This window comes from Fusibacillus kribbianus (assembly GCF_030053595.1).
Lineage (GTDB): Bacteria > Bacillota > Clostridia > Lachnospirales > Lachnospiraceae > Lientehia > Lientehia kribbiana.
Window position 1 is genome coordinate 23,523 of the sequence record NZ_JASGBQ010000024.1, and the last position, 21,038, is coordinate 44,560.

Annotated in this window: 21 protein-coding genes; 17 read left to right on the forward strand and 4 right to left on the reverse strand. The window is 49.7% G+C overall.

Features of this window, described 5'->3' with window-relative positions:
- Positions 1–97 precede the first annotated feature (97 nt).
- Genes QJ036_RS11415 through QJ036_RS11430 form a run of 4 tightly spaced genes read left to right on the forward strand, consistent with a single transcriptional unit; the run spans position 98 to position 2,810 of the window.
- Positions 98–637 carry an AIR synthase-related protein gene (locus QJ036_RS11415; RefSeq protein WP_283231506.1) on the forward strand — a complete coding sequence of 180 codons (540 nt, stop codon included), beginning with the start codon at positions 98–100 and terminating at the stop codon, positions 635–637.
- An 18-nt stretch (positions 638–655) separates the two neighbouring features.
- The gene (locus tag QJ036_RS11420; protein ID WP_283231507.1) at positions 656–1,138 is read left to right on the forward strand and encodes an Lrp/AsnC family transcriptional regulator; all 483 of its coding nucleotides are present in this window, start codon (positions 656–658) and stop codon (positions 1,136–1,138) included.
- On the forward strand, positions 1,135–2,304 hold the full coding sequence (locus tag QJ036_RS11425) for an aminotransferase class I/II-fold pyridoxal phosphate-dependent enzyme (protein ID WP_283231508.1): 1,170 nt from the start codon (positions 1,135–1,137) through the stop codon (positions 2,302–2,304). The genes QJ036_RS11420 and QJ036_RS11425 overlap by 4 nt, the downstream gene beginning before the upstream one ends.
- A complete protein-coding gene (locus tag QJ036_RS11430; RefSeq protein WP_331487540.1) occupies positions 2,301–2,810 on the forward strand; it encodes a tRNA (cytidine(34)-2'-O)-methyltransferase in 510 nt (169 codons plus the stop codon). The genes QJ036_RS11425 and QJ036_RS11430 overlap by 4 nt, the downstream gene beginning before the upstream one ends.
- Positions 2,811–2,900: 90 nt before the next feature.
- On the opposite strand, the gene QJ036_RS11435 is transcribed toward QJ036_RS11430, so the two are convergent.
- Genes QJ036_RS11435 through QJ036_RS11445 form a run of 3 tightly spaced genes read right to left on the reverse strand, consistent with a single transcriptional unit; the run spans position 2,901 to position 7,496 of the window.
- On the reverse strand, positions 2,901–4,313 hold the full coding sequence (locus QJ036_RS11435) for a sensor histidine kinase (RefSeq protein WP_283231509.1): 1,413 nt from the start codon (positions 4,311–4,313) through the stop codon (positions 2,901–2,903).
- Positions 4,310–5,020 (reverse strand): response regulator transcription factor, encoded by a 711-nt coding sequence (locus QJ036_RS11440; protein WP_283231510.1) that lies wholly within the window; start codon positions 5,018–5,020, stop codon positions 4,310–4,312. The genes QJ036_RS11435 and QJ036_RS11440 overlap by 4 nt, the downstream gene beginning before the upstream one ends.
- A 10-nt stretch (positions 5,021–5,030) precedes the next feature.
- Complete coding sequence (locus QJ036_RS11445; protein WP_283231511.1) at positions 5,031–7,496, reverse strand: endonuclease MutS2; 2,466 nt, start codon at positions 7,494–7,496, stop codon at positions 5,031–5,033.
- Positions 7,497–7,701: 205 nt separating this feature from the next.
- Between QJ036_RS11445 and QJ036_RS11450 the strand changes: the two genes are divergently transcribed.
- The 13 genes from QJ036_RS11450 to QJ036_RS11510 all read left to right on the forward strand — a co-directional run bounded on the left by QJ036_RS11450 (position 7,702) and on the right by QJ036_RS11510 (position 19,924).
- Positions 7,702–9,132, forward strand: coding sequence for a S1C family serine protease (locus tag QJ036_RS11450; protein ID WP_283231512.1), 1,431 nt, complete (start codon positions 7,702–7,704; stop codon positions 9,130–9,132).
- 35 nt (positions 9,133–9,167) lie between these two features.
- Positions 9,168–10,112 carry a 3'-5' exoribonuclease YhaM family protein gene (locus QJ036_RS11455; RefSeq protein ID WP_283231513.1) on the forward strand — a complete coding sequence of 315 codons (945 nt, stop codon included), beginning with the start codon at positions 9,168–9,170 and terminating at the stop codon, positions 10,110–10,112.
- 46 nt (positions 10,113–10,158) lie between these two features.
- Positions 10,159–11,583: a 23S rRNA (uracil(1939)-C(5))-methyltransferase RlmD gene (gene rlmD / locus QJ036_RS11460; protein WP_283231514.1), complete on the forward strand. Its 1,425-nt coding sequence runs from the start codon at positions 10,159–10,161 to the stop codon at positions 11,581–11,583.
- Between the two features lie 12 nt (positions 11,584–11,595).
- Positions 11,596–11,790 (forward strand): hypothetical protein, encoded by a 195-nt coding sequence (locus QJ036_RS11465; protein WP_283231515.1) that lies wholly within the window; start codon positions 11,596–11,598, stop codon positions 11,788–11,790.
- Between the two features lie 138 nt (positions 11,791–11,928).
- Positions 11,929–12,363: a GGDEF domain-containing protein gene (locus tag QJ036_RS11470; protein ID WP_283231516.1), complete on the forward strand. Its 435-nt coding sequence runs from the start codon at positions 11,929–11,931 to the stop codon at positions 12,361–12,363.
- 67 nt (positions 12,364–12,430) lie between these two features.
- Positions 12,431–13,429: a TIM barrel protein gene (locus QJ036_RS11475; protein ID WP_283231517.1), complete on the forward strand. Its 999-nt coding sequence runs from the start codon at positions 12,431–12,433 to the stop codon at positions 13,427–13,429.
- Between the two features lie 25 nt (positions 13,430–13,454).
- Positions 13,455–14,348, forward strand: a complete 894-nt coding sequence (locus QJ036_RS11480) for a radical SAM protein (protein ID WP_283231518.1) — start codon at positions 13,455–13,457, stop codon at positions 14,346–14,348.
- A 19-nt stretch (positions 14,349–14,367) separates the two neighbouring features.
- A complete protein-coding gene (locus QJ036_RS11485; RefSeq protein ID WP_283231519.1) occupies positions 14,368–15,570 on the forward strand; it encodes a class I SAM-dependent rRNA methyltransferase in 1,203 nt (400 codons plus the stop codon).
- A complete protein-coding gene (gene rlmD / locus QJ036_RS11490; RefSeq protein WP_283231520.1) occupies positions 15,560–16,951 on the forward strand; it encodes a 23S rRNA (uracil(1939)-C(5))-methyltransferase RlmD in 1,392 nt (463 codons plus the stop codon). The genes QJ036_RS11485 and rlmD (QJ036_RS11490) overlap by 11 nt, the downstream gene beginning before the upstream one ends.
- A gap of 74 nt (positions 16,952–17,025) precedes the next feature.
- On the forward strand, positions 17,026–17,367 hold the full coding sequence (locus tag QJ036_RS11495; protein ID WP_283231521.1) for a transposase: 342 nt from the start codon (positions 17,026–17,028) through the stop codon (positions 17,365–17,367).
- Positions 17,364–18,272 (forward strand): IS3 family transposase, encoded by a 909-nt coding sequence (locus tag QJ036_RS11500; RefSeq protein ID WP_283231522.1) that lies wholly within the window; start codon positions 17,364–17,366, stop codon positions 18,270–18,272. The genes QJ036_RS11495 and QJ036_RS11500 overlap by 4 nt, the downstream gene beginning before the upstream one ends.
- Positions 18,273–18,275: 3 nt before the next feature.
- On the forward strand, positions 18,276–18,662 hold the full coding sequence (locus QJ036_RS11505) for a hypothetical protein (protein WP_283231523.1): 387 nt from the start codon (positions 18,276–18,278) through the stop codon (positions 18,660–18,662).
- 77 nt (positions 18,663–18,739) lie between these two features.
- On the forward strand, positions 18,740–19,924 hold the full coding sequence (locus tag QJ036_RS11510) for a DNA-directed RNA polymerase subunit alpha C-terminal domain-containing protein (protein ID WP_283231524.1): 1,185 nt from the start codon (positions 18,740–18,742) through the stop codon (positions 19,922–19,924).
- Positions 19,925–20,227: 303 nt separating this feature from the next.
- Here QJ036_RS11510 and QJ036_RS11515 read toward each other — a convergent pair.
- Positions 20,228–21,038 (reverse strand): IS256 family transposase (locus QJ036_RS11515; protein WP_283231525.1); only part of this gene is annotated, 811 nt, incomplete at its 5' end.

The window sequence follows — 21,038 nt, forward strand, 5'->3', positions numbered from 1 at the left end:
TAAAAAAAGTATGATATACTGTAGAGGCCACGTCCCTTTGAGGGGACGGAGGCCTCTTTTGTCCAGAAAAAGAAAGCAAGAATTTTGAGGGATATGTATGAAACCAGGACAGGATATTGTCATGACAGGATTCATAGCGCTGGAGGGTACCGTACGGGCGGTGGAGCTTGAGGAGCCGCGCCTTCGAAAGACCCTTCCCCAGGATCTGCTGGATACGGCAAAAAGCTTTCGGGAATATCTGAAGGCAAGTCCGGAGGCCGCAGTCGCGCGGCGGCATGGTGAAACAGCCATGCAGGAAGTGAGGGAAGGCGGCATTTTTACAGCGCTGTGGAATATGGCGAAGGAACATCAGGTGGGACTTACGGTCTGGCTGAAAAAAATTCCGGTGCGGCAGGAGACCATTGAAGTCTGCGAGGTGCTGGAGCTGAATCCGTATGAGCTTCTGTCAGGAGGCTGTACACTTTTCACGGCAGACAATGGGAACGACCTGCTTTGCCGGTTTGAGGAGGCGGGGATTCCCGCTGCGTTCATCGGCAAGATCACAGACTCCAATGACCGCATTATCCTGAACGGAGAAAACTGCCGGTATTTGAACCGGCCCGGAGCGGATGAAATCGAAAAGCTCGGTATAAAATAGAGGGAAAGGAAAAGAAAAATGAGAAAGAAAATTTTGGCTTCCATAGAGAAGAACAGCAGAATCGATGTGAAGGACCTGGCAGTCATGCTGGGCGAGGATGAGGTTTCTGTGGTAAACGAGATTGCCGCCATGGAGGCGGAGGGGATCATCTGCGGTTACCATACACTGATCAACTGGGATAAGGTGACAGACGAGAAGGTGACGGCCCTCATTGAGGTGAAGGTTGCGCCCCAGCGGGGAATGGGCTTCGACAGCATTGCGGAGCGGATCTACAAGTACGATGAGGTCCATGCCGTATATCTGATCTCCGGAGATTTTGACTTTATGGTGATCCTGGAGGGGAAGACCATGAAGGATGTGGCGCAGTTTGTGTCCGGAAAGCTGTCTCCTCTGGAATCGGTACTCAGCACAGCGACCCATTTTGTGCTGAAGAAGTATAAAGACCACGGAACCATACTGGAGCAGAAGAATACAGATGAAAGGATGTTGGTGACACCATGAGAAATCCCTTATCAGATAAAGCAGTGAGTCTGGAGCCTTCCGGCATCCGGAAATTCTTTGATATTGTAAGTGAGATGCCGGACGCCATTTCCCTGGGCGTTGGCGAGCCGGATTTTGACACTCCCTGGCATGTGAGGGAAGAGGGAATCTACTCTCTGGAAAAGGGCCGGACCTTCTATACCTCCAATGCCGGATTAAAGGAACTGAAATATGAGATCGCAGCTTATTTAAAGCGCCGCTGTCAGGTGGAATATGATCCGGACCATGAAGTGATGGTGACAGTGGGCGGCAGCGAAGCCATTGACCTGGCGCTGCGTGCCATGATCAATCCCGGGGATGAGGTGCTGATCCCTACTCCCTGCTATGTATCTTATTATCCCTGCGCCGTACTGGCGGATGCGGTACCGGTCGTGATCGAGTTAAAGGAGGAGAATGAATTCCGTCTGACTGCCGAAGAGCTTCTGGCCAGCATCACACCAAAAACAAAGGTGTTGATTCTTCCCTTCCCCAACAATCCCACCGGAGCGATCATGGAGAAGGAGGATCTGGAGGCCATTGCGAAGGTGGTCATCGAGAAGGATCTGCTGGTCATCACCGATGAGATCTATTCGGAGCTCACCTACAGCGGAGATCATGTGACCATTGCGGCTCTTCCTGGTATGAGGGAGCGAACGGTACTCATCAACGGCTTTTCCAAGGCCTACGCCATGACCGGATGGAGACTGGGCTACACGGCTGCTCCCAGACTGATTCTGGAGCAGATGCTGAAGATTCATCAGTATGCCATCATGTGTGCGCCGACCACCAGCCAGTATGCAGCGGTGGAGGCTATGAGAAATGGCGATGCCGATGTAGCGATGATGAGAGAATCCTACGATCAGAGAAGAAGGTTTGTGCTCGCTTCCCTGCGGGAAATGGGACTTTCCTGCTTCGAACCCAAGGGGGCCTTCTATGTGTTCCCCAACATCAAGAAATTCGGAATGAGCTCTGAGGAGTTTGCAGAGACGCTTCTGAAAAAAGAAAAGGTGGCAGTTGTGCCTGGAAGCGCCTTCGGTGCCTGCGGAGAGGGCTTTATCCGGATCTCCTATGCCTACTCTCTGGAAGCACTCAAGGAAGCCCTGGGAAGAGTTTCCCGGTTTGTAAAAGAGCTGGAGGCACAGAAATGACACCTGCTCCGATGAATATTGTGCTTCTGGAGCCGGAGATGCCGGCCAACACCGGCAATATCGGCCGGACCTGTGTGGCCACCGGAAGTCGTCTTCACCTCATTGAACCGCTGGGCTTTAAGATCAATGAAAAGGCCGTGAAGCGGGCGGGGCTGGATTACTGGGACAGTCTGGATGTGACGGTGTATGACTGTTATCAGGATTTTCTCGAGAAGAATCCTGAGGCGGTGAAAAAAATGTACATGGCAACCACAAAGGGACCTCACGTGTACACGGAGGTTTCCTATGAGCCGGGTGCCTATATCATGTTTGGAAAGGAAAGCGCCGGTATCCCGGAGGAGATTTTAAAGGATCACCCGGAGACGGCCATCCGAATCCCCATGTTAAATGAGATCCGCTCTCTGAACCTGGCAAATTCGGTGGCGGTGGTGCTCTATGAGGCACTGCGCCAGAACAGTTTTTCCCATATGCAGCTTACAGGGAAGCCGAGAAGCTTTGAGTGGTAAATAAAACGAGCCGGACATGGATTCGTACGGAATTCCATGGCCGGCTTTTTCGCGGGTATTTTGATCAGCCGATATCGGTTTTGCGGCATCCTAGCTCCGGTGGGTGGGGGCCTTCTGCAGGGTGAAGATAAATTCTGTTCCGATGCCTTCCGTGCTGATCACGTCAATGTTTTCGTTGTGGGCAGCGATGATCTCCTTGGTGATGGAAAGGCCCAGACCGGTGCCGGTCTTATCCCTTCCACGGGAGGAATCGGATTTATAAAACCGGTTCCAGATCTTTTTCTGGCTTTCCTTTGGAATACCGATTCCGCTGTCCTTGACGGAAACGAAGATCTTTTCATGGCGCTCATAGGTCTCGATCCAGATGGTAGACGCGGGCTTTGAAAATTTTATGGCATTGTCGATCAGATTATACAGCACCTGCTGGATCTTGCCCATGTCCGCCTGAACGTAAAAGGCGCGCTCGCCGAAAAGCAGGTCAAAGGTCAGCTTTTTCGGTTTGCAGATGCCCTCAAAGGTGGCTACGGTATTGCGGATGATCTGATTGATATCGAAGGTGGTCATATCCAGCATATTGCCTTTGGAGTCCAGTGTCTGAAGGGCCAGGGTACTGGCAGTCAGCTTGGTCAGCCGTTCTGTTTCGGAAATGACCAGCTTCATGTATTTTTCGTGGAGCTCCGGAGGAATGGTACCGTCGATCATGGCCTCCAGATAGCCTTTGATGGAGGTCAGCGGAGAACGGAAATCGTGGGACACATTGGAAATGAATTTCCTCTGGTCCTCCTCCTTGTTGCTGAGTTCGTGAGCCATAAATTTCAGAGTGTCAGCCAGATAGCCGATCTCATCCTCCGAATGGAGAGTCAGCTCGTATTTCAGATTTCCGGCGGCGTACTCATTGGCGGCTGCGGTGATCTCCCGGATCGGATGGAAAATATAGGTGCGGAAGATCCAGAGGATGATCAGAGAAAGAAGAAAAATGATCAGGAAGGTCGTGTAAATGATATTCAGGATCTGATCCCGCACAGAATAGATTCCGTCCAGAGACTGATGGACGACCACATATCCATACGTATTGAAGTTGGCGGAAATGGGAGCAGTGACGGTCAGTACTGAATTTTCAAACATATGGTAGTAATGGCCGATGACATAACGGCCCCGTCCCTGCTCAGAGGGGTCAAATTCTTCGATCACGGTGTCTGTGGGCTCATTGTCGCTCCGGTACACGATTTTTCCCTGCTGTTCCACGATCCAGATGTCTGCATCGAAATGGGAGGCGATGGAGGCAAGCTGAGGACTCAGGGATTCGATGTCGATCACGGAGCCGGAATACTGCTGCCGGCAGGTGGAGGCAATGACACTTGCCTCATTGTAGAGCTGGTCGGCTCTGTCGCTTTCCAGATAACGGAGGGTCATATTGGATGAAAAAAAGGCAATGGTTATGAAGCCGAGAACTCCGAAGACCAGATAGCCGAACAGAACCTTTACATAAAGAGAAACTCTCATCGTTTTACCTCAAATTTATAGCCGATTCCCCATACGGTGGAAAGCTGCCATGCAGGATGGTCGTCCAGCTTCTCCCGGAGCCGTTTGATATGGACGTCCACGGTCCTTGTGTCCCCGGCGTATTCATAGCCCCAGATGTGATCCAGAAGCTGTTCTCTGGTAAACACCTGGTTGGGAGAGGAGGCCAGGAAATAAAGAAGTTCCAGCTCCTTGGGAGGCATTTCCACAGAACGCCCCATGCAGATGACAGAATAGTTGGTCAGGTTTACGATCAGGTCGGGATATTCCACGTACTGGCCGTGCTGTTCGGGAATCGCGGGGGAAGCAGGGGCGGCAGCTGCCGTCCGTCGGAGCACAGCCTTGACTCTGGCCACCAGCTCCTTGGAATCAAAGGGCTTGATGATATAATCGTCGGCGCCGAGCTCCAGTCCCAACACCTTGTCGAACACCTCGCCCTTGGCCGAGAGCATGATAATGGGGACGGAGGTGTCCTTGCGAAGCTCCCGGCAGACCTGGTAGCCGTCGATGCCGGGAAGCATCAGATCCAGCAGAATGAGATCCGGCTGAAAGACGGGAAAGGCCTGAAGTGCAGATTCCCCGTCATGAACGATCTGCGTTTCGTAGCATTCCTTTAAAAGATAGAGAGAGATAAGCTCCGCAATATTCTCATCATCGTCTACAATCAGTATTTTCTGTTTCGCTGCCATGATGTCCCTCCTATTTGTCCTGAGTAAACTCTACAATGGTAACGCCGGTGCCGCCTTCCCCAAACTCTCCAAGCCGGTAGGAGGCCACATGCCGGCAGTTTCTGAGAAACTGGTGCACGGCTTTTTTCAGTGCGCCTGTACCGCGGCCGTGAATGACACGGACCTGGGGAAGATGGGCCAGATAGGCATCGTCAAGATATTTGTCCAGCTCGGGAATGGCCTCGTCCGTGGTCTTCCCGATGAGGTTGATCTCCGGGGAGATCGAGAAGGATTTGGTCATGGTTCCATATCCGCCGCCTGAAGTCCAGCCGCTGTTTTCTGCACCACCCTTTTTGCCGGAGGAACGGTTCTTTTTGCCGTTCCCTGCGCCGCCGAAGCTTCCGGCAGGGGTGGAAATGGTATCCTCATTCAGAAGCTCCAGATCCCGGATGTTGACCTGGGACCGGAGAATCCCCATCTGTACGTACAGATCACCCTTTGCATTGGGCCTGGTGCTGACGGTTCCGTTCAGATTCATGGAAAGGACGCGGACGGAATCCCCGATCTTGAAGTCCTCGGGACGGTAATCCTTTTTCGGCTTTTGTGCCTTGACAGCCATATCATTATTGACCTTGTTCAGATGGTCGCGCAGCTTCTTCCGTTCCTTTTCCAGTTCTTTGCCTGCACCGGACTGGGAAGCCAGACGGTTGATGTTGCGTATGGTCTCGTCGGCCGTCGTTTTGGCGTCGGAAAGAATGCGGCGGGCCTCTTCGTTGGCCCTTGCCAGGATCTTTTCTCTGTTTTCGTCCAATCGGGTCTGCTTGCCGGCCAGCTTATCACGGAGCATGGCGGCCTCAGCCTTATAGCTTTCCAGCTCCAGCCGTTCCCTTTCCAGCTCCAGCCGGCTCTTTTCCAGATCGGATAGAAGATCCTCGAAGGCGGCGTCCTCACTGCCGATCCGTTTTCTTGCATCCTCCACGATAAATTCGGGAAGCCCCAGCTTTCCGGCAATGGCAAAGGCATTGCTCTTTCCGGGAATGCCGATGAGCAGCCGGTAGGTGGGCCGCAGCGTTTCCACATTAAATTCGCAGCTGGCATTTTCCACGCCGTCCGCGGAGAGGGCAAACACCTTCAGCTCGCTGTAATGGGTCGTTGCCATGGTCCGTACCTGCATATTGTGAAGGAAGGTCAGGATCGAAATGGCGAGAGCAGCCCCTTCGGTGGGGTCCGTTCCGGCGCAGAGCTCGTCAAAAAGAACCAGGGATCTCTGGTCGGCTTTTTCCAGAATGGAGACAATGTTGGTCATATGGGCAGAGAAGGTACTGAGGCTCTGCTCGATGCTCTGTTCATCGCCGATGTCGGCAAAGACCTCTTCAAAGACAGCAAGCTCCGAGCCCTCGAAGGCGGGAATGTGGAGCCCGCACTGGCCCATAATGGTAAAGAGGCCGACGGTCTTTAAGGAGACTGTTTTGCCGCCGGTGTTGGGCCCGGTGACGATCAGAAGATCGAAATCCCTTCCCAGGGTCACCGTGATGGGAACCACCTTTTTGGCATCCAGCAGCGGATGTCTTGCGTCCTTGATATGGATATAACCGTTTTCGTTAAAAACAGGCTCTGTGCCCTGATAATGGGCTGAAAGGGCGGCTCTGGCGAAAATGAAATCAAGCCGTCCGAGAAGCTCGTAATTGGATTCCAGATAAACCGTCTGCTCCGCTGCCATGGCGCTTAAGGAGGCAAGCACGGCTTCGATCTCCTTGCGCTCCTCGCCCTCCAGCTCCCGGAGCTCGTTGTTCAGGCGGATGACGGCCATGGGTTCCACAAAATAGGTGGAACCGGAGGCTGACTGATCGTGGATCATACCGGGCACCTGCCCCTTATACTCGGCCTTTACCGGCAGACAGTAGCGGCCGTCCCGCACGGTAATGATCGCATCCTGAAGGTAGGAACGATTGGTGTTGAGCAGGGAGTTCAGCTGACTGTGGATCTTGTCACCGGCAAGGCGCATGGCGCGGCGCACACGTTTCAGTCCGGGGCTGGCCTCATCGCTCATCTCCTCCTCGGAAACGATACACCGCATGATCTCCTGATTCAGCGGAGTCAGCGGCTCCAACAGGCTGAAGGCTTCCGTCAGGGAATCAGTGAAGACATCATCGCCGGAACCGTCAGCCGCCGAGCTTCGCCCGTAGGACTTGACTCTGGCTGCGGCAGTCAGAAGGCTGCTCAGATTCAGAAGCTCGGACATGCTGAGAATGCCGCCGATCTGAAGCCGTTTTACGGAGCCGCGGATATCGCGGACACCGGAAAAGGACAGAGAACCATTGTGAAAGGTCCTGGTCAGGGCATCGGTGGTTTCCCGCTGGGCCAGACGGATATCGTCTATATGGGTCATGGGCTCCAGCTTCCGGCAAAGCTCCTTTCCCGGCAGGCTGGAGGCATAATCCGTAAGCTTTTCCTGTATTTTTTCAAATTCCAGTGTGTGCAAAACTTTTTTGTTCATAAGCAATTCTCCTCGACTGTTAGTATACCAGAATTTGGCGTGAGTGTACAGAGGGTACCGTGCTGCCCCGCCGACACTGATACCGGTGTCTTTTGAAAAAATTTATGAAAATACTTTAAAATAAGGGGGATATCACGTATAATGAATACAATCGGGCAAATGGCCCATGCAGTTGTGTTGTCGTCTGTTATCAGGGAGAAGTTGTATGGCAGATCTGGAAAACAGGAATCGAAAGGATTCGGGAAATCACAATCAGGAACATCACAATCAGGAACATCATAAGGAGAACGAAGAGCTTCGGGGACAGGAGCAGTCCCGGGAGGAAGAGCACGGGTCCGAATCGGAGGCTTTTTCTGAGGAGGATAATCCGCCGGTTTTCGTGCGGGAACGGGTGCTGGGGCGCGCAGAGATCAGGAGAAACTGGATCCGGCGCATTGTGATGCTGATCGTCGGCGCAGTGGTGTTCGGCGCAGTTTCCTGTGTGGTTTTTGTGTGTTTAAAGCCTCATGCGGAGAAATGGTTTGAAAAGGAGGAGCCGGAGACGGCCATCCATCTTCCACGTGACGAGGAGACAACGGAAGCTCCGACGAGGGAAACGCCGCCCGAAACGGAGCCGGAAACGGAGACGAAGGAAGATATCAAGGAAGTTGTGGAATCGGCGGTGGAGTCGTATCAGTGGGGAATCGCGGATTATGAAAGCCTGTATCAGGCTCTTGGAGAGATCGCTTCCCAGGCCAACCGGGGAATCGTGACAGTGACCACCATCACGCAGACCATGGATCTGTTTGACAATCCCATTGAGACGGAGGGAAAAGCCTCCGGCGTTATCTGGAATATCAGTTCTTATGAGATATTGATCCTGACCGGTTATCAGGCCCGGAACAATGAAATGGCAGTGCAGGTAACCTTCTGCAACGGAAGCCGTACGGAGGCTTCGGTAAAATCTGTGGATGAGCGGACGGGAATTGCCATTGTCAGCGTTCCCCTGGCCAGCGTGGATCAGGAAACCAGGGAAAAGATCGAAGTTGTTCCCCTCGGAAATTCCTTTGAGGCGAGGGCGGGACAGCCTGTGATCCTGGTGGGAAGCCCCAAGGGTTACGTGGGCTCCTTTGTCTACGGCATGATCACTTATGTCCGTTCCGGTGTTCCGCGGGAGGATATGGAGGTCCGCATGCTTTATACAGATGTGTCCACGGACAGTCAGGCCACTGGTTTTGTGATCAATACCAAGGGGCAGATCGTGGGCATGATCACTTCGAAGACGACGGGAACGAATACGGCGGCCATCGGGATCTCTGATCTGAAGAGCAGTATTGAGCGGCTGTCCAACGGATCCAGGCTGGCATATCTGGGAATCATCGGCCAGGAGGTCACCGAGGAGATCAGTGCAAAAAAACAGATTCCCAGAGGAGTCTACGTGGCGGAGGTGGTTCTTGAGGGAGCGGCCTACGAGTCCGGCCTTCAGAGCGGAGATATCGTGGTTGGAATCGACGATACAGAGATCCGCAATATGAATACGATCGAATCCTTCCTGGAAGGAAAGGTTCCGGAGTCGGTCGTTATGATATATGTGCAGCGAAAGGGCCGGGACGGCTATACAAAGATGGAAATTCCGGTGAAGCTGGGAGCCAGGTAGCCGGGACTGACCGGGGAAGACAGAAGGAGAGAGACATGAAATATATTGAAATTCTGCGTGAGGGTGAACGGGTTTCTGAGGTTTATCTGTGCAAGACCAAGCAGATTGCCAAGACGAAAATGGGAAAGACCTATTATTCTCTCACGCTGCAGGATAAGACCGGTACGGTGGATGCAAAGATCTGGGATCTGTCCGCCGGAATCGATCATTTTGAGGCACTGTCCTATATTAAAATTGACGGGGACGTTACCAGCTTTCAGGGAGCGCTCCAGATCAACATCCGGCGCCTCCGGGTGGCATCGGAGGGAGAATACAATCCTGCCGATTATCTGCCGGTATCCTCCAAGGACATCGGCCAGATGTACGGAGAGCTGCTGGGCTTTGTGAAGAGTATTAAAAATGAAAAGCTGAGAACACTGGCTGAGAGCTTTTTTGTGAATGATACAGAGTTTGTGAAGGAATTCCGCAGCCATTCGGCGGCAAAAACTGTTCATCACGGCTTTGTGGGAGGACTTCTGGAGCACACCCTCAGTGTGGTGAAGCTCTGTGATTTTTACTGCGTGCATTATCCGATCCTGAAGCGGGATCTTCTGATCGCTGCCGCCCTGTTCCATGATATCGGAAAGACCAGGGAGCTTTCGGATTTTCCGGAAAATGCCTATACCGATGAGGGCCAGCTTCTGGGCCACATCGTCATCGGAACGCTGATGGTGGATGAGAAGATCCGGCGGATCCCCGGCTTCCCTGCAAAGACGGCAGCGGAGCTTAAGCACTGCATTCTGGCCCATCACGGAGAATTTGAATACGGTTCGCCGAAGAAGCCGGCCCTTGCGGAGGCGGTGGCGTTAAACTTCGCTGACAATACAGATGCAAAGATGCAGACCCTGACGGAGCTGTTTGACAGCAATGCGGGCAATCACGACTGGCTGGGCTTCAACCGGCTTCTGGATTCCAATGTGAGGATGACGACGGAGCTGTAGGGCAGCCTGTGCGGCAGAAATGTGCAGAGTAAAGGGAGTAACGAGCTTGGAAAAAAATCAGATATTTGAAATGACCATTGAAGATATGAGCGAGCAGGGCGAGGGGATAGGCAGAGTTGATGGCTATACCCTTTTTGTTAAAGACGCTGTGATCGGAGACCGGATCCGGGGAAAGGCGGTCAAGGTAAAGAAAACCTACGGTTACGGCCGCCTTGTTGAGATCCTGGAACCGTCGCCCTTCCGGGTAAAGCCGGGCTGTCCGGTGGCTGCGCCCTGCGGCGGCTGTCAGCTTCAGGCCATGTCCTACGAACGGCAGCTTGCCTTTAAAGCAGATAAGGTGAGAAACCACCTGGTGCGGATCGGCGGCTTTCAGCCGGAAACGCTTCCCATGGAGCCCATTATCGGCATGGAGGAGACTGCACCGTATGGAAACGGAGAAATGGCAGATCCTACGATCCGGGGGCCGTTCCGTTACCGGAATAAGGGACAGTTTCCCTTTGGACGATCCAAAGACGGCAGGATCATTTACGGATTTTATGCGGGGCGGACCCATTCGATCATTGAGGCGGAGGACTGCCTTCTGGGGGCACCTGTGAACCGGAAGATTCTGGAAACGATCCGCTCCTTTATGGAGGAGTACGGGATCGAGCCTTATGAGGAGGAGATGCACAGAGGGCTTGTCCGCCACGCGCTGATCCGCGTGGGCTATCATACAGGGCAGATCATGGTCTGTCTGGTCATCAATGGAAACAATCTTCCAAACAGCAGGCGGCTGGCGGAGGAGCTGATGAAGATTGAGGGGATGACATCCGTTTCCCTCAACATTAACCGGGAAAAGACCAACGTGATCCTGGGCAATAAAATGGTGTATCTGGCGGGCAGCCCCTATATCACTGACCGGATCGGGGATCTGACCTATCGGATCTCTCCCCAGTCCTTCTATCAGGTGAATCCGGTGCAGACGGAGCGGCTTTACGGAAAGGCTCTGGAATTTGCCGGCCTTACCGGGCAGGAAACTGTGTGGGATCTGTATTGCGGCATCGGTACCATTTCTCTGTTTCTCGCAAAGAGGGCAAAGCAGGTCTACGGCGTGGAGATCGTTCCGGCGGCCATTGAGAATGCCAGGGAAAATGCGGCATTAAATGAGATTTCCAATGTAGAGTTCTTTGTGGGGAAGGCGGAGGAGGTGCTGCCGGAATGGTATGAGAACCACGAGGGCGCTTCGGCCGATGTCATTGTGGTAGATCCACCCCGGAAAGGCTGCGATGAGACGCTGCTGTGCACCATGGTCAAAATGAATCCGGAAAAGATCGTTTACGTGTCCTGCGACTCCTCGACTCTTGCCAGGGATCTCAAATATTTATGCCGGGAGGGATACCGGCTGGAGCGGGTGCAGCCGGTGGACATGTTCCCCCAGGGGGTGCATGTGGAAACGGTAGCATTTTTGAATGCCGGAAGAGAACAGAATTGAGAGTAGGAGCCAATGGATTATTATTTTTTAATTATCACAATCATTGATGTCTTTGTGCTGGGAATCATGTGTATTCTTACAAAATATAATGAGACAGTAAATAAACAGAGAAAACAGTGGTTTATCCGGTCTTTCGTATTGATTATTGTGATTTCTGTTCTGGAGGTAGTTACCGTTGCGATGGATAAAGGGCCGGTGTCCCTGTGATGGCTCAATATCATTGCAAACTATCTGGGATTTGGTTTGACGCCGGCAGTTCCGATTTTTCTTGCCCATGTAACATGGCTGTGTGTCTCGCTCCTGGCAATTCTTTTCTTAACATATTGCAACGGAATGTGGCAGCAATTGGATGGACTTACCGGCCTGTTGAACCAGAACAGTTATCTGAACAAGACAGATGCATTATCACAAAACGGAACCCTGATTGTGTTTGATATTGATGATTTTAAGAAAATAAATGATAATTATGGTCACTTAATTGGAGATCAATGTCTGAAAGAGATTGCAGCGTCCATTAAAAAAGCCTATTCAAAAGACGGATTTTGTTACCGGATCGACGGGGATGAGTTCTGTGTTTTATTAAAGGAAAATGCGGATGCAGAAGCAGATTACAGAAAACTGATAAATGAATTGAACAGCAGAAGGAAAATGCAGAATTATCTTCCCTATGTTTCTATCGGTTCCGCGTCGTTTACGGCAGGGGACGACATTCTGACAGTCAAAGAAACCGCAGATCAGAATATGTATCAATTCAAGAGGCGGAAAAAAGCAGGGAAATAAAACAGGTGACAGCCTTTTGCGCAGGAAAAATTAACGGAAATAGTTGGAAGATCGGAGAAAAAGTATCATGGTACAGAAGAAACAGATCCTTATTGTGGAAGATAATGAACTCAATCGGGAGATCTTAAGCGAGATCCTGTCCGTGGAATATCAGATCCTGGAAGCGGATAACGGCCTGGAGGCGCTGGAGCTTCTGGAACAGTATAAGGACAGCGTGTCGCTGATTCTTCTGGATATCTATGTTGAGCCGCGAAAAACCAAAGAAGTCGTGAGGGAAAAATTTATGAATACAGTTTACATTTCCCATTTGTTTCCGGATCAGGAGTTTAAGGAGATTCTGGACGAAACACCGGGACTGGGGATTGAGACGATCGAATTTGGAATAGGAGATAATCTGGATCATGGACAGGCTGCGCTGACTGCGTATCGGGAGCGGCTGGGATCATATCTGACCGGGCGGCCGGTCTCTGTTCATGGGCCCTTTCTGGATCTGAATCCGGGGAGCTTTGATACGCTGATCCGGCAGGCGACCATGACCAGATTTCGTCAGGCATACGCCTGCGCTAAGGATCTTCACGCTGAAAGAATTATTTTTCACAGCGGATTTAATCCGGATACCTGCTACGAGATAGGATGGCCGGACAAGGCAGCAGAGTTTTGGCAGGAGTTTCTGGAACAATGTGATGGAACCATAGCGGTACATCTGGAAAATGTGCTGGATCTTCATTGGGAGGTTGTGGCGGAGATCCTCGATAAAGCGGACTGCCCATATTTTACAGCCTGTGTGGATGTGGGCCATGTAAATACATATTCCGTCCAGACCCCCGCGGAATGGCTGACAGGACTGGCCGGGAAGATCGGTCATCTTCATCTCCATGACAACAATGGGAAACGGGATGAGCATAAAGCCCTTGGTACCGGGACGATTTCTCCGGATGAGCTTTTTTCTGCGATTTGCAGCTGTTGTCCAACGTCCGGAATGACCTTTGAACACACGGACGGGGCTGCAGTTCGGCAGAGTCTGCAGGTACTTTTCCATTGTAAACCCATCGGCTTTCCAGTATAATAAAAGCTGGAAAAGAGGGATGAAAATGGAAGGCTGCAGGCTTTGTCCGCGAAATTGCGGCGCAGACAGGAGCGCGGGGCAGACCGGTGTCTGCAAAACCGCGGGGGAAAATGGGGTTTATGCTGCAAGGGCAGCACTTCATATGTGGGAGGAACCATGCATCTCCGGGGAAAAGGGCTCCGGTGCAGTGTTTTTCAGCGGTTGTCCGCTTCGCTGTGTGTACTGCCAGAATTATCATATTGCTCATGCAGAGTCAGGCAGATGGATCTCTGTGGAGCGGCTTTCAGAAATATTTCTGGAGCTGCAGGCGAAGGAGGCGGCCAACATTAATCTGGTGACGCCGACTCATTATACTCCGGAGATCATCCGGGCAGTGGAAATGGCCAGGCAGCAGGGGCTTTGTATTCCTATTGTGTATAATTGCAGCGGTTATGAAAAGGTGGAAACCCTGCAGACTCTGAAAGGAATTGTGGATATTTACCTGACAGATTTTAAATATATGGATTCGGAGGCGGCAGCGAGGTATTCGCGGGCAGCCGATTATCCGGAGGTGGCTAAGGCTGCCCTGGAGGAGATGGTGCGTCAGACCGGCGAGGCAGTGTTCGATGACACGGGAATGATGAAAAAGGGCGTGATCGTCCGTCATCTTCTGCTTCCGGGTCATCTGAAGAATGCCAGAGCAGTGGTGGATTATGTTTACAGGACGTATGGAAACCGGGTGTATCTGAGTCTGATGAATCAGTATACGCCGCTTCCCCACGTGCGGGACTGGCCGGAGCTCAACCGCCGGGTAACAAAACGGGAATATGAGAGACTGATCGATCATGCTATTTCCATCGGTGTGGAACATGGCTTCATTCAGGAGGGAGAGACCGCCGAGGAGAGCTTTATTCCTGCCTTTGATGGGGAAGGATTGTAAGAGAACCGGGAGGAACGAAATGGGAAACGGAATTTTAACATTGAAAAAGGGAGAGGGCCGTTCGCTGAAGGCGGGAGGCCCCTGGATCTACGATAATGAGGTGGCAAGTATTGTCGGAACCTTTGAGGACGGAGATATCGTGGAGGTTCACGATTTTGACGGTTATCCCCTCGGAAGGGGCTTTATTAACAGAAAATCGAAGCTGATCGTCCGTATGATGACAAGAAACAAGGATGCTCAGGTGGATGAAGCGTTTATTCGTATGCGGGTGAAAAATGCCTGGGAATACCGGAAGAAGGTTGTGGATACCGGAAGCTGTCGTGTGATTTTCGGAGAGGCGGATTTTCTGCCCGGAATCGTGGTGGACAAGTTTTCCGATGTGCTGGTGGTACAGTCCCTTGCCCTTGGAATCGACCGGTTTAAAGGACTGATCATTGAGGAACTGAAGGCCCTCATGGCAGAGGACGGCATTCGGATCCGCGGCGTCTATGAAAGAAGTGACGCAAAAGTCCGTGAGCAGGAAGGAATGGAGCGGACGAAGGGCTTTATCGGCGATCCCTTTGACACCAAGGTGGAGATCGAGGAGAACGGGGTCCACTATATGGTTGATGTGAAAGAGGGACAGAAAACCGGATTTTTCCTGGATCAGAAATACAATCGGAAAGCAATCTGGAAGCTGTGTTCCGGCGCACGGGTGCTGGACTGCTTTACCCATACCGGCTCCTTTGCCTTAAATGCGGGACTGGCCGGGGCGGCCCATGTGACGGGGGTGGACGCTTCTGAGCTGGGAGTGGCCCAGGCACGGGAGAATGCGGCGCTGAATCATCTGGAGGACAGGGTGGATTTTGTTTGCGCCGACGTGTTTGAACTCTTGCCGGAGCTGGAGAGAAAGGGAGAGAAGTTTGATGTGGTGATCCTGGATCCGCCGGCCTTCACCAAATCCAGAAACTCCATCAAAAATGCAGTGAAGGGTTATCGGGAGATCAATCTGCGGGCCATGAAGCTCATTAAGGACGGAGGCTATCTGGCAACCTGCTCCTGCTCCCATTTTATGGATTATGAACTGTTCACCCAGACCATCGGTCAGGCGGCGCGCAATGTTCACAAACGGCTCCGTCAGGTGGAATACAGGACCCAGGCTCCGGACCATCCGATCCTCTGGGCAGCAGAGGACTCTTATTATTTAAAATTTTATATCTTCCAGGTGTGCGATGAAAAATAAAGACGAGAAAAAGTTTGCGGCGGAGCGGGGCGGAGGCCGGAAAGGCGGGAGACAGAACCCGACGGGGAAAACAGAGCTGAGACAAAAAACGGGAAAGGAAGTCCGACAAGAGCGCTCTGCAGCGGTTCCCGGGACAACGCTGTGCCCGGTCTCCAAAAAGTGCGGAGGCTGTGACTATCAGGGCCTTTCCTACGAAGAGCAGTTAAAGAAAAAACAGAAGCTTGTCAATCAGCTTCTGAAAGACCTGTGCCCGGTGCGCCCGATTATAGGTATGGAGAACCCTTATCATTACAGAAACAAGGTTCATGCGGTTTTTGACAGACGCCGGGACGGCGCCATTATTTCCGGGGTCTATGAAAAGAACAGCCACCGGGTCGTGTCGGTTGATAGCTGCATGATTGAGGACGAAATTTCCGATGCCATTATCCGTGATATCCGCGGCCTTTTGAAGTCCTTTAAGATCCGGATTTTTGATGAGGACAGTGGCTATGGCCTTCTCCGCCATGTTCTGATCCGCCGGGGTTTTGCCTCCGGCCAGGTGTTGGTGGTACTGGTGACTGCATCACCGGTCTTTCCGTCCAAAAACAATTTTGTGAAGGCTCTCCGTCAGCTTCATCCGGAGATCACCTCGGTTGTGCTGAATGTCAATGACAGGAGGACAAGCATGGTGCTGGGCGACCGGGAGATCGTCCTCTATGGAAAAGGGTATATTGAAGATACTCTTTGCGGCAAGATCTTCCGCATTTCTCCGAAATCCTTTTATCAGGTGAATCCTGTTCAGACGGAGCGCCTTTATGGGAAGGCCATGGAACTGGCGAAGCTTCGCGGGACAGAGAGGGTCATCGATGCCTACTGCGGGATCGGAACGATCGGCCTGACCGCCAGAGACAAAGCCGGAGAGGTCATTGGCGTGGAGCTGAATCCCGATGCCGTCCGTGATGCCGTTGCCAACGCCAAACGGAACGGAGTCAAAAACATCCGCTTTTATCAGAACGATGCCGGAAAATTCATGGTGGAGATGGCAGAGCAGGGCGGGCATGCCGACGTGGTGTTTATGGATCCGCCCCGGGCGGGAAGCGACGAGGCCTTCCTTTCCTCTGTGGTGAAGCTGGCACCGGAAAAGATCGTCTACATTTCCTGCAATCCGGAGACTCTGGCCAGGGACCTTAAGTATCTGGTGAAGCGGGGATATCGGGCCGAGGAGGCGTGGCCGGTAGATATGTTTGCATGGACTAGTCATGTGGAGACTGTTGTTCTCTTGTCCCAACGGAAAGCGGACGATTATGTTGAGGTGGAGTTAGAATTGGATGAGCTTGATGTGACGAGTGCGGAGAGTAAGGCGACTTATAAGGAGATTAAGGATTATGTCTTAAAAGAGTGATGTTGTATAAATAAAGTTGACACCTTATTCTCAAAGAATTCATGTATAATATAGAGAATAAGGAGGAACTCTCAATGTCGCGTACCCAACGTAAATACGACCACGAATATAAGGTCCAGGCTGTCAAACTTGCCAGAGAAATCGGCGGTGCTAAGACAGCCAAAGAATTAGGTATTCCAGAAGGAACCATCCATACATGGCTAAAAGCAGTTAGAGCCGGCACATTGGATATTGGCAACGGTGCACATACTCCAGAAAGTGCAATGAGCCTCGCTGAGGAACTTGCTATGCTCCGCAAACGCGTCAAGGATCAGGATAAAGAAATCCGGCGTCTCAAAGAGGAAAATGAATTTCTCGAGGAAGCAAGTGCTTTTTTCGCAGCCAGCCGTCGGAAGTCGGCAAAAACCAAAGAATGACGTTCATTGCCATAAAAACAGAAGACGGCGCGATTAAGGGAAAACTCTCATTCTATTGCCGGATGCTTGGTGTCAGCCGCCAGGGGTTCTACAAATATCTTGCTAATAAAGACCGGCCCTGGAAATATCAGGACCTCGCTGATGCTATAAGAGCAATCCATACGGAGGATGAATACAATGATACCTATGGGCGTATTCGCATGTATCAGGCACTTCTCCTTAAGAAACCGGAAGGACTCAAAATTCCTAGTGAGCGAACCGTCTACAGGGTCATGGATGAAATAGGTCTTAGTCATCGACCAAAGCGTAAGCCGAATGGTATTACCAAAGCTGATCGGGAAGCTCGTAAGTCAGATGATCTTCTGAAGCGAGATTTCAAATCCGATAAGCCACTTGAAAAATGTGTAACTGACATCACAGAAATCAAGGCTAAAGATGGAAAACTATATGTTTCAGCTATCTTTGACTGCTTTGATTCCAGTGTCCTTGGCCTGGCAATGGAAACCAACATGAAAGCAACTTTGTGTGAGCATACCCTGGATAATGCCTATCTGGCATACCCTGATCTGCGAGGGGCTATTGTACACTCTGACAGAGGAACACAATATACCAGTGAAGCCTATCGTAAGGCTCTAGCAAAATACGGCATTATTCAAAGCATGAACAGTGCTGGTGGCAGGTGTCACGATAATGCCCGATGCGAAAGCATGTGGGCCAGAATGAAAAGTGAGCTTCTCTATGACCGCTACAATACGGAAACTGTGACCACAGAGGAACTGAAGGTTCTCATTTGGAGATATTTCATCAGTTACTGGAATAACAGGAGGATCTGCTCTGCTAACGGTGGGCTTCCTCCGAGCATCAAGCGCCAGAGATACTATCAATCTTTGGACCTGGCTGCATAGTCAGTGATATCTTTGAGACAAATGTGTCAACCAATATTGACAATATCAAAAAGAAATCCAAGATGTAATAACATTTGGTGTTGGTTTGAACATGAAACTGGTAAACAACTAGCAAAATTATCATGTGAATTTGATTACAAAAAAGGTGAGCCTGTATTTCGTAAATGGTATTTTTATGATTCAGCATTAGAATCTTTTAAAAAAAGAAATCCGCATATTAATATTAATTCTCTTCCATCTGATTATTTTGATTGTATGATAAGAGCATCATATAGTGACACTGAAATTGGAGATAAAGGAATAATAATAACTAAAGAAGAGTTTTATAAATATAAAGAAGAAGTAGAGAAACTAAGAGGAACAGTAGACGGGTCAGTGGCGTTATTATAGCAGAAAGAGGTGTTAAATATGCAAGTAACAGAGTGGTAATATTAAATTTGTGGACTAAGACAACGGGAGGGACAAAAATGGAGAAGAAGCAATGTATTGCATTTTATTCAGATAAGATTGTTAAGATTGACATTACGCCATATATAAATCTGTTGCTAAAAATGTATGAAGAAACCGGAATAATAGTTGTCAATGATGCCTTAAAATATGGTGAAGGCATAATGTATAGTGTTTTAGAAACTTTGACGGATAGAGAGCAAAAAGTTATTAATTTGAGAGTTGGAATTAATAATTTAGAAGAAAAAACTGTTGAAGAAGTTGCGAGTATTTTAAGCTTAACTTGTGAACAAGTGTCGGAGGTTGAGGCTAAAGCATTTAGAAAATTACGGCATCCTTCACGTTCAAAAAGTCTGACTGGAAGAAATATGTATAAGATTCTTCTTGAAAAATACGATGACTTTTATTCATCAAGATTATCTGACCTATTGATTGAGGAAATAGTTTCACTTGTTGAAAATAGACAGAATCGAAGCTTCTATATAGAAAAAATTATGAAGAGATATGGTGTTTCAATAACTACTAAAGAAGATATTAAAGAAAATATTGATTATGATTTAGATGAACTAGAATTATCTGTTAGGGCATATAATTGTTTGAAAAGAGCAGGAATTAATACTTTTTCTGAATTGGCGCATATGTCTGATGGCGAATTGAAACACGTTAGAAATTTGGGACAGAGATGCTATGATGAAGTTAAACAGAAAATGAAAGAGGTTGCAGGTGTTTCAGAGGATGGATGTAATACAATTGTTTTTTCTTATAATGGTGATAAGACAGTATACAAATATTTTGACGTAGATACTCAGAAGATTGCAAAATCAATCTATGTTAATTTCGTCAATATGAGACCGGGTGCAAAAATCATTCTTAATGCGCCTTTATCTCCAGGCTTGCAAGACATTCTTCTTTTGAAAGGGTATTTGTATATCGAAGATGTCTATAGTGATTCGGAACAATTGATTAAACAGTTACAGGCATTTGGTTTTGAAGATTTTGCACAAGAAATATGTATTTTTAAAGAAATGCAGGAAAAACCAAATGAGGATGAAAGGGTTTATATTTGCCCGATGGATGATGAGGTGCTGGAATTTATACAAAATAAAGAATGTTCTTCTGCAGGTGACTTTATTGAAAAGGCAGAAAGCGTAGAAAATGAAAAAATAGTTGATTTGGCCAAAAGGTTATTGGATGCATCGATTTAAGAATATTATTAAACGTATTATGAAGAGTAAAGTAACAACATAGAAAAGGCAGAGGATGAAATAATTCAAAGAAAAGGTAATATACGAGTCCGAAAGTTTAGTCTAATTAAGGAAATGGATTTCTAAGAGTTCCAAAATGCTAGTATTTATGCACGTTTGAGGGGTGGGTTCAAATGAACCCACCTTTTCCTATTGAAAGGGTTCATCGTTATTTTGTGAGACCGTTTCAAAGTGGACCTGTTGACAAACGATAGTGTCAATAGTTTTTCGCAAATTTAATTTCTGCCGTTCAGCAGATGGCAGTTAACCGGCTATGATATCAGACAGCAGGTCATCCTCTGGTTTGGAAAGGTGATCCATATTCATGTAACGTCTGGTTCCCCATTGGGTTCCGGCTACATGGCGCAGTCTGGCACATACGAGCATCAGAGCACTTTGGCCGTCAGGAAAAGCGCCGATTGCTTTGGTTCGGCGTTTGATCTCTCGATTCAGCCGTTCAATGGTATTATTGGTCCGGATTCTGGTCCAGTGCTGTGTTGGAAAGTCCATGTAGGTTAGAGTTTCTTCAATGCCATCCTGTAGCTTTTTGGCAGCAGAACTAAGCTTCATTTCCTTCAGTTTTTCAGCAACCTGTCGTGCCTTCTCACGTGCTGCTTCCTTGCTCTCCTGGGCATGAATGGCCTTTAACATCATGGCTACAGCCTTCATCTTATTACGTGGAGTAACAGAGAAAATGTTCCGGTAAAAATGGACAGTACAGCGTTGATAATGGGCATCCGGAAATACTTCTGGTATGGTTTCAAGCATTCCGAGATTTTTATCTCCGATGATCAGGCGGACTACAGTTAAGCCTCGCTCTTTCAGCCATACAAAGAAGGATCGCCAGCTCTCCTTGTCTTCTTTCATCCCTTCAGCTGCACCGATGATTTCACGGCAGCCATCGTTGCTGACTCCAATGGCAACAAGGATAGAAACATTTTGGATTTCACCACCCCAACTGCGTTTCAGATAGACGCCATCCACATAGACATACGGATAGCTGCCGACCAATGGGCGTGTACGCCAAGTTTCGATATGCTCATATGCCTTTTTATTGAGGTTGCTGATAGTGCCT

Excerpts from the sequence above, each read along its gene's own strand:
- QJ036_RS11415 (WP_283231506.1), top strand. The coding sequence starts at position 98 with ATGAAACCAGGACAGGATATTGTCATGACAGGATTCATAGCGCTGGAG.
- QJ036_RS11420 (WP_283231507.1), top strand. The coding sequence starts at position 656 with ATGAGAAAGAAAATTTTGGCTTCCATAGAGAAGAACAGCAGAATCGAT.
- QJ036_RS11425 (WP_283231508.1), top strand. The coding sequence starts at position 1,135 with ATGAGAAATCCCTTATCAGATAAAGCAGTGAGTCTGGAGCCTTCCGGC.
- QJ036_RS11430 (WP_331487540.1), top strand. The coding sequence starts at position 2,301 with ATGACACCTGCTCCGATGAATATTGTGCTTCTGGAGCCGGAGATGCCG.
- QJ036_RS11435 (WP_283231509.1), bottom strand. The coding sequence starts at position 4,313 with ATGAGAGTTTCTCTTTATGTAAAGGTTCTGTTCGGCTATCTGGTCTTC.
- QJ036_RS11440 (WP_283231510.1), bottom strand. The coding sequence starts at position 5,020 with ATGGCAGCGAAACAGAAAATACTGATTGTAGACGATGATGAGAATATT.
- QJ036_RS11445 (WP_283231511.1), bottom strand. The coding sequence starts at position 7,496 with ATGAACAAAAAAGTTTTGCACACACTGGAATTTGAAAAAATACAGGAA.
- QJ036_RS11450 (WP_283231512.1), top strand. The coding sequence starts at position 7,702 with ATGGCAGATCTGGAAAACAGGAATCGAAAGGATTCGGGAAATCACAAT.
- QJ036_RS11455 (WP_283231513.1), top strand. The coding sequence starts at position 9,168 with ATGAAATATATTGAAATTCTGCGTGAGGGTGAACGGGTTTCTGAGGTT.
- QJ036_RS11465 (WP_283231515.1), top strand. The coding sequence starts at position 11,596 with ATGGATTATTATTTTTTAATTATCACAATCATTGATGTCTTTGTGCTG.
- QJ036_RS11475 (WP_283231517.1), top strand. The coding sequence starts at position 12,431 with ATGGTACAGAAGAAACAGATCCTTATTGTGGAAGATAATGAACTCAAT.
- QJ036_RS11480 (WP_283231518.1), top strand. The coding sequence starts at position 13,455 with ATGGAAGGCTGCAGGCTTTGTCCGCGAAATTGCGGCGCAGACAGGAGC.
- QJ036_RS11485 (WP_283231519.1), top strand. The coding sequence starts at position 14,368 with ATGGGAAACGGAATTTTAACATTGAAAAAGGGAGAGGGCCGTTCGCTG.
- rlmD (WP_283231520.1), top strand. The coding sequence starts at position 15,560 with ATGAAAAATAAAGACGAGAAAAAGTTTGCGGCGGAGCGGGGCGGAGGC.
- QJ036_RS11495 (WP_283231521.1), top strand. The coding sequence starts at position 17,026 with ATGTCGCGTACCCAACGTAAATACGACCACGAATATAAGGTCCAGGCT.
- QJ036_RS11500 (WP_283231522.1), top strand. The coding sequence starts at position 17,364 with ATGACGTTCATTGCCATAAAAACAGAAGACGGCGCGATTAAGGGAAAA.
- QJ036_RS11510 (WP_283231524.1), top strand. The coding sequence starts at position 18,740 with ATGGAGAAGAAGCAATGTATTGCATTTTATTCAGATAAGATTGTTAAG.